Origin of the sequence: Nostoc sp. UHCC 0251, assembly GCF_034932245.1 — a bacterium.
GTDB lineage: Bacteria > Cyanobacteriota > Cyanobacteriia > Cyanobacteriales > Nostocaceae > Nostoc.
In genome coordinates this window covers 48,204-59,764 of record NZ_JAYGHD010000002.1, presented here as the reverse complement: position 1 = coordinate 59,764, position 11,561 = coordinate 48,204, and the positions used below count along the sequence as shown (strand labels likewise).

14 protein-coding genes are annotated in these 11,561 nt (G+C 40.7%); 9 read left to right on the top strand and 5 right to left on the bottom strand.

Annotated features, from left to right (window positions below):
• Positions 1–80: 80 nt before the first annotated feature.
• The 4 genes from VB740_RS00635 to VB740_RS00620 form a co-directional block, all read right to left on the bottom strand.
• Entirely contained in the window at positions 81–272 is a 192-nt protein-coding gene (locus VB740_RS00635; RefSeq protein ID WP_323198173.1) for a hypothetical protein, read from the bottom strand.
• Positions 273–413: 141 nt separating this feature from the next.
• Positions 414–1,073 (bottom strand): N-6 DNA methylase, encoded by a 660-nt coding sequence (locus VB740_RS00630; RefSeq protein WP_323198172.1) that lies wholly within the window; start codon positions 1,071–1,073, stop codon positions 414–416.
• Positions 1,070–1,924 (bottom strand): hypothetical protein, encoded by an 855-nt coding sequence (locus VB740_RS00625; RefSeq protein ID WP_323198171.1) that lies wholly within the window; start codon positions 1,922–1,924, stop codon positions 1,070–1,072. Before VB740_RS00625 ends, VB740_RS00630 begins: the two co-directional genes overlap by 4 nt.
• Positions 1,925–1,972: 48 nt before the next feature.
• Positions 1,973–2,629, bottom strand: a complete 657-nt coding sequence (locus VB740_RS00620) for a hypothetical protein (RefSeq protein WP_323198170.1) — start codon at positions 2,627–2,629, stop codon at positions 1,973–1,975.
• A gap of 238 nt (positions 2,630–2,867) precedes the next feature.
• On the opposite strand from VB740_RS00620, the gene VB740_RS00615 reads away from it, so the two are divergent.
• From VB740_RS00615 to VB740_RS00605, 3 genes are read left to right on the top strand one after another with little or no spacing between them, the layout of a single operon-like run.
• On the top strand, positions 2,868–3,194 hold the full coding sequence (locus VB740_RS00615; RefSeq protein WP_084177611.1) for a DUF5674 family protein: 327 nt from the start codon (positions 2,868–2,870) through the stop codon (positions 3,192–3,194).
• Entirely contained in the window at positions 3,191–3,553 is a 363-nt protein-coding gene (locus VB740_RS00610; protein ID WP_323198169.1) for a hypothetical protein, read from the top strand. Before VB740_RS00615 ends, VB740_RS00610 begins: the two co-directional genes overlap by 4 nt.
• Before the next feature lie 6 nt (positions 3,554–3,559).
• Positions 3,560–3,907: a hypothetical protein gene (locus tag VB740_RS00605; RefSeq protein ID WP_323198168.1), complete on the top strand. Its 348-nt coding sequence runs from the start codon at positions 3,560–3,562 to the stop codon at positions 3,905–3,907.
• Between the two features lie 62 nt (positions 3,908–3,969).
• On the opposite strand, the gene VB740_RS00600 is transcribed toward VB740_RS00605, so the two are convergent.
• Positions 3,970–6,558: a DEAD/DEAH box helicase gene (locus tag VB740_RS00600; RefSeq protein WP_323198167.1), complete on the bottom strand. Its 2,589-nt coding sequence runs from the start codon at positions 6,556–6,558 to the stop codon at positions 3,970–3,972.
• Between the two features lie 264 nt (positions 6,559–6,822).
• On the opposite strand from VB740_RS00600, the gene VB740_RS00595 reads away from it, so the two are divergent.
• The 6 genes from VB740_RS00595 to VB740_RS00570 all read left to right on the top strand — a co-directional run bounded on the left by VB740_RS00595 (position 6,823) and on the right by VB740_RS00570 (position 11,503).
• Positions 6,823–7,128: a hypothetical protein gene (locus VB740_RS00595; protein WP_323198166.1), complete on the top strand. Its 306-nt coding sequence runs from the start codon at positions 6,823–6,825 to the stop codon at positions 7,126–7,128.
• Positions 7,125–7,475 carry a helix-turn-helix domain-containing protein gene (locus tag VB740_RS00590; protein WP_069069437.1) on the top strand — a complete coding sequence of 117 codons (351 nt, stop codon included), beginning with the start codon at positions 7,125–7,127 and terminating at the stop codon, positions 7,473–7,475. The genes VB740_RS00595 and VB740_RS00590 overlap by 4 nt, the downstream gene beginning before the upstream one ends.
• A 44-nt stretch (positions 7,476–7,519) precedes the next feature.
• On the top strand, positions 7,520–8,389 hold the full coding sequence (locus tag VB740_RS00585; RefSeq protein WP_323198165.1) for an ImmA/IrrE family metallo-endopeptidase: 870 nt from the start codon (positions 7,520–7,522) through the stop codon (positions 8,387–8,389).
• Complete coding sequence (locus VB740_RS00580) at positions 8,382–9,197, top strand: hypothetical protein (protein WP_323198164.1); 816 nt, start codon at positions 8,382–8,384, stop codon at positions 9,195–9,197. Before VB740_RS00585 ends, VB740_RS00580 begins: the two co-directional genes overlap by 8 nt.
• Before the next feature lie 91 nt (positions 9,198–9,288).
• Positions 9,289–10,407: a nucleotide kinase domain-containing protein gene (locus tag VB740_RS00575; protein WP_323198163.1), complete on the top strand. Its 1,119-nt coding sequence runs from the start codon at positions 9,289–9,291 to the stop codon at positions 10,405–10,407.
• A gap of 205 nt (positions 10,408–10,612) precedes the next feature.
• Positions 10,613–11,503, top strand: coding sequence for a nucleoside triphosphate pyrophosphohydrolase family protein (locus VB740_RS00570; RefSeq protein WP_069069434.1), 891 nt, complete (start codon positions 10,613–10,615; stop codon positions 11,501–11,503).
• The last annotated feature ends 58 nt before the right edge of the window (positions 11,504–11,561 follow it).

The window sequence follows — 11,561 nt, the reverse complement described above, 5'->3', positions numbered from 1 at the left end:
AACTACCAAAAGTATTGCTATACAAGGCTTTCAGTAAAAAAGATTAAATTATACACTATAAGTTTTTGCGCGATCGCACCCTAATGAGGTTGGGCTAGTTGAACAATGATACCAGTGAGTGCATCAACATCAACTGGCTTTGTGATGTGCCTTTGAAATTTTGCCTGAAGTGCTTTCTTTAAGCTGGTGGAGTTCTGCGGCATAGGCTGTTTGTTGCCGTCGTGCCTTTGTAGCGGCAACAGCGGTAAACTACTGCCACATCTTTTGGTCACAGTTAAAAGATGCCAGCTTCTTGTTATTCCCTGCCAATCTGACTGCCAACCTGAGTGGTGCCAAACTGAGCGGTGTCAACTTGGAGAGTGCTATTGAGATGCTCCCCGATGCACTCCTGTAATTCACCTGTAACTCCTGAATTATTTTAGTCCAATATGATTTTGCCAAACTTCTGTCATAAACCTTTTAAATTCTTCCATAATTAGCGGTAAATCACTATCAATTTCTTGGGTTTGTTGCCCATTTGTAATTGGACGAAACAGACGACGACCTCGACTATCAAAACCAATTTTATCCGCAACTGCCATAAAGATTGAGTAGTCTTCTGGTATTGGTAAATCCTCACCTTTGCGCTGAAGAATTAAAAAGCTGGTGATAATTCCCAATCCACATTCTACCTGAAAGTTCTCTGTAGGTAACTGAATGGAAGCAATTAGCAAAGCCATGTCTTCTAATAGCCATCGGCGAAAGTGTGCTTGGTTAGATGAAGATAGAATTCCATTAGACACCAAGATACAGACTATTTCACCAGGTTGCAATTGATTTAAACACTGTTCTACAAATAAACACTCTTGTTCTGCTTGGATTTTCAATTTGGATGTAATAATGTAGCTTCCATCTCCGTGTTTTATCCATTTATAAGCCATCTCAAATCGGGCTAGTTCTGAATCGGAAGTGAGATTAATTTTGCAATAGGGAGGATTGGCAATGGCTACAGTAGGCAAGGAAATTGGCAGAGGAGGATTCCTGACACAATTTTGAAATAGTTGTTGCCACTCAGTAATTTTAATTTTTATCAAAATAAACTTCCTTGCAACATATTTTCTGCTTTAGTATTCTCATATTTGATACCATTAATCAGCAAACTATTATTTAGCTTAGGTTTAGGTGCTGATGCGGGAGCTTCATATTTTAAATTGGGTCGGATAAAAGAAATACCCTTGCCAGTCAGGGTGTCTCCGATAACTAAATCTCCACCCAAACTAGGAATAAGCAATGCCAAGTACGGAGCATAAAGCATGAAGTTTAAACTTGCTATTTTTATTAGTAGTAAATCGCATTCCCAGCCTGTCAAACTGATGGCATAATTGGACATTTCCAATGCTAATCGTCCTGTACCAAGTGCTGGTTCATATATATGAAATGGTGCTATTGCAGCAGAACTGTCAACTGCTGCAATAGCCATTGTCCTGGCTGTCCAAGTAGGAGTAGGATAGAATTTAGCTCTCGATTGCCCGTAACGATTAGCAGCCAACAAATGACCGAAGTAATCGAAGGGACAAGAAATCAAAAGCTTCAGTTCCAGTTCTTGAATAAGACGATTACTCGCACCGTTACATCCCTCTGGCTCATGAGGCAATTTAGCAATGCTGGGATGCCCTAGAGCATAAAGTAACCAGTCAGTGAAATAGGGAATAAATCTGGAATGACTGCCACATCCACCTTTAGGAATAGATTGCAGACAGCTTGAGAGCATCTGTAAAACTTGAGGATGTCCTAAGTCTAAAAACTCAGTTTGTGGTATTTCTTTAGGTAGTTCTCCAGTTTCCATTGTCCATCGCCATTGCTCCCACCTACCTTGATATTCATCATCTAATTTCAGTAGTTTTGATAATAGCCATCCATGTTCAAAAGTTGATTTGAGTACCATTGATGTTATCTGTAATAAGCATTTGCCAATGGCAGAGGCATTAGCCTCTTAAATCTTGACTTCTGGAATAGCTTCTAAATTGACCATTGACGATAACTCAGGAATGACTATATTTGATTGTGATTTGTTATCTTGAGGTTTAGTCAGTAGTTTAATTAACCATTTTTCAGTCTGCATCTGATCCTTTTTATTCCAGCGTACATTTAATCTTTGGGCTGGTTTCACAGGATGTAATGCTAAAATTACGAGTTGTATTTGGCTAGGATTAACTGAGTATTGTCTAGCCGTAGTCCACAGCTTCACCCGATCTTGCCAGCTTAAATGTGGATGGCGTATAGCCCATTCATAAAGCCTGGGAATACCTTGTTTAAATGCTATATTTGTTAATACTTGAATAAAGTGCTTGTCGTCATTAATTGCAAGAGGTGCAATAACTGGATTATCGACTAATAACTTTTTCCGAGATTGAAAAATTTCCGGTGCAAGTTCCTGTATTTGATCAACCCACTGAGCAATTTGAGGATAGGCATTTAATAAAGGTTCTACAGTCAGTCCTAAAAATAGTTGTTTCATCACCAAAGAGAAGTTATCTGCAACTATAGGGTCAAAGGCAGAGCGATTTGGATGATATTTTTGACTGGGTAATAGGAGTTGTTGCTGTGTTTTAGTAATTTGTTGAATATCGGCAAGATTAATTACTGGCATGGTGGAGAGAATATAACATCTCTCCCATGCAGCGGTAAGCTGCAAATTAATTACTTCGATTAATTATGCTTCAATACAGATATACAGCGTATTGCCGGTTGCAGGAAGTCCAGTTGCAGGAAGTAGAAAATTTAGTTACAAAGCTACGCACCAATTGGGTTTTAATGTTGATAGTTGAAGGCTGATGTAATTAGGCAAGATAGCCAGGGCAAGCGTATGTTTAATAGGAGTAAGTTTTTTGATTGAGATTATTAGAGTTCGTGCTACACCGGGGCAAATTGAGCAGATGCTACAAGAGTTAAAGTTTTATATTAAGGTAGCGGTAGATATTGAGCATCGGATTCTGGCTGGGGGAGGTGAAATGCACTTTTACTGTGAACAGGCGTTGCTAGAAGATGGCAGTAAGCAGAGCGATATTTGGGCTGCTAGTTTCAGACCTGATACACAACAGATAATCTATGAGTCTATGGTTAATCTCCGTCCCCGACAGAATCGTTCAATGGAAATTATGGACGTTAAAATTAGAGAACAGGTTGCCGCAATTATTATGGAGTTTCTGGGATGAATAGTGGCTTAACTTATGAGCAAGAAACCTTTGTGCAAGATAGTATCCCTGTTAGATTGGAAAAATTGGCAACTAATTTAGCACGGATAAGTCAACTTTTCAGTGACTCTACGCATGAGGATGTGGTCAAAAGCCTGATTAGAGAGACGATGTATTTTCTTGAGTGGATAGCCCCAGATATAGATATTGACAATGCTTTTGAGTTAGCAAACTTAGGAAGGTTTCTCACACGCTGGCTGTTTAACTGGGAACAAGCCTGGAATAACACAGAAGCTAAAAACCAGATTATTCAAGAACTTGGCATTTGGTCAGACAGTGTTTTGCAAATGTCAAAATTACCTGCTGTACAACAATCCTAATTGATAATGACTCAATCCCAACCTCCATTACCAGAACCTAAACTAGAATCTGCTGGTATTACCTCTGACCAGTATTTTGAATTTACTCCAGAAAAACTAGAACTGAGCAACGGATATTTGGGTTATGGTGGACAAGACCAACTTGGGTTTCATTTGTCTGTTCTCACCAACATGGGATTGTTGACAGCAGTTCGACATACAAATTTGTCGCTGTGGCTAGAAGCGCTCAAAGGTGTGGTAAGAGAAAAACTACCGACTGTCAACGCCCAACCAGAAGTAGCAGAAGCAATGCTCAATCGATTTAATCGAGCGATTGCAGACTTGGAGGCAGTGATTGAGTATCTGGGACAATAAAATCTGGAAGTTGAGCGATGTTTACGACGATGCTTGTGTCAAACATCAGGTGTAGCGATAGGCTACGTTTTGTCGGAGGCGATCGCATCTAACAACAGTAATCCCATTTGCTTCAATAAAGCAATGTTACCATCAGGGCAACCATGTTGAATTAGGCACTTGGCACAGCCAGTATCGCAATTACAATCTCGTGCGATCGCTCTAGCAGCACTAGCAAGTTTTGGCAGATGTTTAAACACAGCCTCAGCCGCACCATTACCACCATCACTGGTATCATAGAAATAACCTGTGTAATTATTATTTTCCCCTAACTCCTTCACTACTGTAAAATTCACCTGTTTTGGGTCAACTCTAGCCACCAGCTGTAACGCTCTCATAATTTGATGCCCAAAGCTGTGGATAGCAATCAAGGTACTGGAATATTCCCACAACTGTTGATAGCCCGGTGGAATCGGTTCTCCACTACGGGTTAAATTGGTTCTAGTTTCCAAGGCATTGTGCTGGAGGTATTCCCGCGCACTTGAGTTAATCGCTACTTTGACCATTGGTGCTGAAAATTGAGTACGGAAAGGCTGCTCAAACTTTTCTTCTGACAGGGTTTTCACAATTACAGCCTTACGTGTGAGTTTGCTACAAAGTGGACAACGACGTTCTTTAGGTAGCGGCTCTTTGTAGTTAAGACACCGCTTGTTCAAACAAGTCTGCTCGTAGATTTGGGTCATTAAACTGTAACCACTGGTAATGTGTTTAACCTCACCAAAACTAAGTTCCAGGGTTAAGTATTCCTGACAGTCATCAACTTCAATGACTTGAGAAAACAGCAATGGTAACTTCACCGGATCTGTCAGCACTGTTAGGCTGCTGGTTTCTGAGTCTGTAACTGCAACTGTAAACAGTGAGCTATCTGCTGTCTGTTTTAAAATTGCTTGCTTGCTGTTCAAGTCAAGGGAGATGCACTGATAAGTCAGCATTCGTCCATTGGCATCTTGTCGTTTGTAGATGGCTTGGGGATGGACTTCCCGGTGAGCAATATCTTCTGAGATTTCCTCCAGTTCTTCCCCAGATTCTGCATCTACTAGCTTGATGGTAGTTTGGGATAAGCCACCCCGAAAGTTAACATCTTTATGAGGATAACCCTTTGCCCACAGTCCATTACGACCTTTATTTAGATGCCCTTGGGCTAACAGAAGTTTTGCTACCTCGTAAGCGGCTGTGCCAAAGTAGTGCTTGATTTTATTAGTAGGAATACCAGTTTCTGCGGCTGCACACATCAAATGTTTAGCAGCAAAGATGGGATATTCGTCATTAAAGAATACTTCCTCAGCTTCTGGCGATACCAGCATTTCTGGATGTTCTGCTACATAGCAGTCTATGGGATTGAGAGCATTGGGAAGCAGCACTGTCAGTCCAGACTGAGAACGTCCGGCGCGGCCACTGCGTTGCTGGTATGCCATTTTAGAACCAGGCCAGCCACGCAAAATGCAACATTCTAATTCTGGTAGGTCAATTCCAGCTTCTAATGCTTCTGTGGCAATAATCCACTTGATCGTGCCAGACTGGAGTTGGTCAACTACTTCTGTCCGACGCTCAGAAGTTATGCCACTGTAGAATGCGGCTACTTGGTTTGATTTGAGTAATTCTGTTAGTTCCCGCACGCTGCGACGGGAGTTACAAAAGGCGATACCTGATTTACCTTGATTGAGCAAAAATTGAATTATTCGAGCGGTATCACCAGTTAGATTGTAACTGGGCTGAGTGATAATTATTTGTCTAGATGGTGAAGCGGCTCCACTTTTGCGAATCCAAATCAGGGGTTTGGGGTTGAGTTTAGTTGGTTTCAAACCGGAGATTTTCAGAGCCAGTTGTTTAGGATTACCACAAGTGGCACTCAGGAAGATAAATTGCAGTTTCTTGGAGTCGCCGCCGTAATGATCTACTGCTAGTTTAATGCGACGAATCAGCCAGGACATATTTGCGCCATAGCTGCCTGAGAGGGTGTGAGCTTCGTCAATTAATATGTAGCGCAATCGCTGATAAAAGTTTGCCCAATGCGCGGATTTCCAGGCTTGCTTGAGTTGAAAGTGGATTAATTCTGGTGTGACACCTAATATATGCGGTTCACTCTTGAGGATTTGTTCTCGTTTTTCTGGTTTGACATCTCCAACGATCATTGCCAGTATAGGTCTGGATTGTGTTGGTATGGTAGAGAGTAGTTCAGAGATTTTGTGGAACTGGTCTAGCGCCAATGCTCGTAGTCCATAAAATGCTAATGCTCGATGTTCTTGATTTATACAACCTTCCAGAATGGCGGGGTATGTGCTGAGGGTTTTGCCACTGGCTGTGGGAGAGGTGAGGATTAAACTTTTACCTTGTCTAATTGCTTGTAAGGCTTGAAGTTGGTGAGAGTAAAGTTGGGTGATTCCTAATGATTGAAGTGCTTTTATTAATTGCTTTGGTAGGTCATGAGGGATATTTTTAAGATTAGGTTCTTTGGCAGGGATAGTCTGTTGCCAAAGTAAATCTTCACCAATAAATTCAGTAATATCTGTTGGTTCATTAAGATGGTTATTTGAGTTGGAATTTTCTGTAATGGGTGTACTAGGTGGTGTCCAAAAGCTTTGTAGCAGGGCATTGTAGTTGGGCGTGGTCATAGTCGTAGTCTTCGCTCACTGCCCTAAAAAATCCCCCATTGGGGGAGTGATACTGAAAAAATATGTATTTATCATAACCTTTGCTACGTATTGCCTCACCCTGGGCATAAGAATATTCAGCACACAGTGCGCTACATATAACTTACCTCTGGTCGGTTTCAAGGACTTTGAGATGATTAACATCTAAATGCCTAAATATTACCCTGAACTCCGATTGACATTTTATCCTACGTTTGGTAAGATTTTCTTACAAACGGTAATATAGTGTGCTGCACTATGACCCCAGAAAATGTAAAGGTCAAGCTCATAGAAGTGTTTAAAGAAATCCAGAGCGATAGCGGATATGAAGGACAGCCAATCACAGAAACAACTTGTCCTATCAATGATTTAGCATGGCTTGACAGTTACCTCTGGCCTGTTGCCATCACTATGTTGGCTACGGAACTTAACGTGAACATCCCTAATGACAAAAACATTTTTTTGTCAGAGGATTGCACGCGGCGACTCACCATCAACGAATCAGCTGATGTAGTTTGTGAAATCGTCAGTAAAGAGGAGAAACGGAGATGACTGAAGCAAAAGACAAGAAAGCAATAATTGCTTCTCGCATTCGCGAAGCACGTAAGATGGCAGGTTTGTCTCAGGCTCAGGTAGCTCAAACTCTTGGTCTACATCGACCCTCTATTTCTGAAATAGAGGCAGGCAAGAGAAATGCTTCCGCCGAAGAAATTACAAAGCTTGCAGAAATTTTTGATGTCAGTGTGTCATGGCTACTTGGTGAAGGTGCGAATAAGGTCGATGTCCATGACAATAAACTTCAGCTTGCTGCTAGAGAACTCCAAAAGCTTAAGCCAGAAGATTTAGACCGACTGTTAACATTACTTGCTTCAATGCGAACGGGGAGAGACAACCTGTGATTAGTAATATTAGTTACCTTGATACCAAGTGTAGGAAAAAATCTGTGGCTAATCAGAGGCAAGAATTGGCTCAACAGGCCATGCTTAAATCAATCGATATTCGGAAACAAGCTGGTTTAGACCTTAAAAGCCCGGCTTGTGTCTATAACTTGTGCGACAAACTCAATGTCAAAGTTAAGTTTGTTGATATTAGTAGCATGGAAGGCATATATCTCAAAGGAGATGAACCACAAATATGGCTTTCTGCGCTGCGACCCCTTACTAGGCGTAACTTTACCTGCGCTCATGAACTCGGACACCACGTTTTTGGACATAGCTCAACGATTGATGAACTAACAGAGGATTCGGAGAAATCTAAGACTTTCCATCCTGACGAGTTTCTGGTTGACTCCTTTGCAGGTTTTTTACTTATGCCAACTTTGGGGGTGAGAAAAGCATTTGCTTCGCGTGGCTGGGATATTGCTTCAGTAACGCCACTTCAGATTTTCACGATTGCCTGTAGTTTTGGTGTTGGGTACGAGACTCTGATCAATCACATGACTTATACCCTAAAAATGATTAATCGCATCAAAGCTGCGTCACTTCAAAAATCTACACCCAAGTCTATCCGCCAAGATTTTCTTGGGTGTTCATCAGCAGAACCGTTGATAATTGCTGATGCACATTGGTCAATGCCTACACTTGATGCTGAAGTTGGAAGTCATCTTCTACTACCAAACACAGCAGAAGCAACGAATGACACTATCACTTTCCAAGAAAATCACTCACAGGGTCGTCTCTTCCGAGCTAATCGTCCTGGTATTGTGCGCGTTTACTGTCGTGACGCTGAGTGGGCAGCTTTTGTTCGGGTTTCGCGTTATCAGTTTGTAGGACTAAGCAAATATCGCCATCTTGAGGAGCCGGAAGATGAGTAATAGTGAGCCTCTCCCCATTAACGAAACAAACCTCTCTTGCGCTTGGAGTCGTATATTTCTACACATTATCGATAATCCTGGCAAAGAAATTTCGCCATTGGTGGTTAGTTTAACAGGTTTTAGCAGCGGTATTGTAAATGAAGACAAATCAGTTCGAGATGCTCTTGATAATTGCCTTGTAAAGAACAAAAAACAAAAAATTCACACAGTTGCAAATACGATTTTTCCTAGTTCTCTCTGGCGAATGGCTAAGTATGACCGAAAGAAATTCTTTGAGATTTATCTTAATGCTCTTCCCAGATACAAAGCTGCTGAACCGTCGAAAAACCGACGTGGCATTTACTTTGAAAGGCTGATTGGTTTTGGTTCTGGGCCCCACAATGGCAACCAACTCGAACACATCATTTTTGAGTATAATTCACACCCAACAATCAGAAGAAGTATGTTCCAAGCTTCTATCTTTGATCCAGGGCGAGACCATATTCCTAATTGTAGGCAACTAGGCTTTCCTTGTTTACAACATCTTAGCTTTGTACCAAATAATCAAGATAAAACCCTTGTTTTAAATGCTTTCTACGCAACCCAACAACTTTTTGATAAAGCATACGGCAACTACTTGGGACTATGCAGATTAGGCAATTTCATGGCTTACGAAATGGGACTGACATTTGACCGGATGAACTGCTTCGTAGGTGTAGCAAAATTAGAAAGAATTGGAACAAGATCGCCAACTTTAACTCCAGTTATAGAGGCGGCTCGGAATATTATGCAACAAACAACTTGCGAACATACAATAGATCAAACATAGCTTTTTTCCAGACAAGCTTAATAAAAGATATTTACGGGTGAGAGTACTTTACGGATTTAAGGAAACAGAAATGTTTCTTTAGAGAGACAAAATGGGAACAAAACGTCAGAAACAGTCTAGCGAAAACGCCAATCAAAACAAACAGTTAAGTCTTGGAATTGGCGATAGTGCAGAAAAACCTATCTCATCGCCAGTTATCATTTCACATATTCTACCCGCCAAGCCTACAGTTGTATTCAATACTTATTGGCAATTCGCTGCCGAACGACAAAAGATATTTTATAAGAAGCTAGAAAATGCACAAGTGCCTTGGACTGATGATCCAATTCTTTCCACATACAAATTTACCAATGCCTACCGCGCAAGCGACCGCACGAGCCAGTACTTGATACGAAATGTCATCTATCGGGACGATCTACCATCTTCAATCAATGAGGTATTCTTTAGAATTATCCTCTTCAAAATTTTCAACAAAATTGAAACTTGGCAACTTCTAGAAAAAAATATTGGACATATTACTTATGCTGACTATTGCTTTGAACGCTACGATAAAATCCTCACAGAAACCATGCAGTCCGGTCAGACTATCTATTCTGCGGCATATATCATGCCATCGGGTGGCAAAACATTTGGATATACTACAAAGCACCGCAATAATCTCAAGTTGATTGAAAAGATGATGACTGATGATCTGCCACAGAAGCTAGCAGATTCACGGAATATGCACCAGGGTTTCGATTTATTACATAATTATCCAACTATTGGCGATTTTTTGGCATACCAGTTTATAACTGATGTTAACTACAGCGAGATTACTAGCTATAGCGAGATGGAGTTTGTAATTCCTGGTCCTGGTGCGCTTGATGGTATCCGCAAATGTTTTCTTGATCTGGGTGGTTTAAACGAACCAGAAATTATTAAATTCATGGCAGATATCCAAGAATCTGAGTTTGAGCGATTAGGACTAAATTATCATTCCCTTTGGGGACGGAGACTGCAATTAATCGACTGCCAAAATCTATTTTGTGAGGTAGATAAGTATTCTCGGATGAAACACCCTGAAATATCGGGAATATCAGGAAGAACACGTATAAAGCAAAAGTACTCAGTTAACGTACAACCAATTAGTTATTGGTATCCACCAAAATGGAAAATTAACCAAGCTATTGAAGAGGATATAAAAATTCAAGCTGCTTCCAAATCTAAATAGAAGGTATTACTAAACGAGGGGTGCAAATTTAAAAAATGTAAAATTATTTGCCCTCCTTGCAAAAGTTTCTAATCAACTCCGATAACTCTACAGAAGGCTTTGCTTCAGCAACTTTAGCATGGCCAAGTGAGCCTGCTTTCAGACTCTATTTTTTCATGCCCATAATCAGCAACACCAAATATAATCTCAAGATAAGGAGTGGATAATGGATTTTCGTAAGTATCAACAACAAGCCCTGAAAACTGATCAAGTTCCTACTAAAAGTGGAGATGGAATAATCATACCTCTGCTGGGTTTGGTTGGTGAAGCAGGTTCACTCCTCGCTGAATATAAAAAGCATCTCCGGGATAAAGATGCACATAAACTTTTTAAAGATTGTGTTGCAGAAGAGTTAGGGGATTTACTTTGGTACGTTGCTAACGTAGCCAGTAAATTTGATCTAGATTTGGCAGAAATTGCACAAATTAATCTGAATAAGTGTCGTGACCGTTGGGGAAGAAGAGATTCAGTACAAATAGATAGTCAAACTACAGCCTACATATTTGATAGTAACTTTTCCGAACACGAAAGTTTACCGCGACAGTTTGAGCTATATCTTACTGAAGTGAGCGAAGATAACTCAGTGAAAGTGAGAGCATTTATTAATGGTCAACAGATTGGAAATTACCTTACCGATAACTCCTACTTTAGTGATGGCTATCGCTTTCATGATATTTTTCATTTGTCTTATGCTGCTGTTTTGGGATGGTCGCCAGTCATTCGCAGTAACCTTAAACGCAAGCGTAAAAGTAATCCTCGTATTGACGAGGTTGAAGATGGTGGTCGGGCAATAGCTATTGATGAAGGTATATCAGCACTTGTATTCAGCTATGCCAAGGATCATGGGTTTTTGGAAGGCGTTGTAACGATAGATGACCAACTATTGAAAACTATAAAAAATATGACCTTGCATTTAGAAGTTCGAGAGTGTTCGCTAGGTGATTGGGAGAAGGCAATTGTTGATGGGTATAAAGTTTGGCGACAAGTAGAAAAAAATGGGGGCGGTAAGGTTATTATTGACATTGATACAAGTTCGATAAGTTATCAAGCAAAATAAAGTGGTAAACAGATCGTTTAATACTTCCTCCATCTGGTGTAAGTAAAAGTGGTGGTTC

Excerpts from the sequence above, each read along its gene's own strand:
- VB740_RS00610 (WP_323198169.1), top strand. The coding sequence starts at position 3,191 with ATGAATAGTGGCTTAACTTATGAGCAAGAAACCTTTGTGCAAGATAGT.
- VB740_RS00590 (WP_069069437.1), top strand. The coding sequence starts at position 7,125 with ATGACTGAAGCAAAAGACAAGAAAGCAATAATTGCTTCTCGCATTCGC.
- VB740_RS00600 (WP_323198167.1), bottom strand. The coding sequence starts at position 6,558 with ATGACCACGCCCAACTACAATGCCCTGCTACAAAGCTTTTGGACACCA.
- VB740_RS00575 (WP_323198163.1), top strand. The coding sequence starts at position 9,289 with ATGGGAACAAAACGTCAGAAACAGTCTAGCGAAAACGCCAATCAAAAC.
- VB740_RS00605 (WP_323198168.1), top strand. The coding sequence starts at position 3,560 with ATGACTCAATCCCAACCTCCATTACCAGAACCTAAACTAGAATCTGCT.
- VB740_RS00625 (WP_323198171.1), bottom strand. The coding sequence starts at position 1,924 with ATGGTACTCAAATCAACTTTTGAACATGGATGGCTATTATCAAAACTA.
- VB740_RS00580 (WP_323198164.1), top strand. The coding sequence starts at position 8,382 with ATGAGTAATAGTGAGCCTCTCCCCATTAACGAAACAAACCTCTCTTGC.
- VB740_RS00620 (WP_323198170.1), bottom strand. The coding sequence starts at position 2,629 with ATGCCAGTAATTAATCTTGCCGATATTCAACAAATTACTAAAACACAG.
- VB740_RS00570 (WP_069069434.1), top strand. The coding sequence starts at position 10,613 with ATGGATTTTCGTAAGTATCAACAACAAGCCCTGAAAACTGATCAAGTT.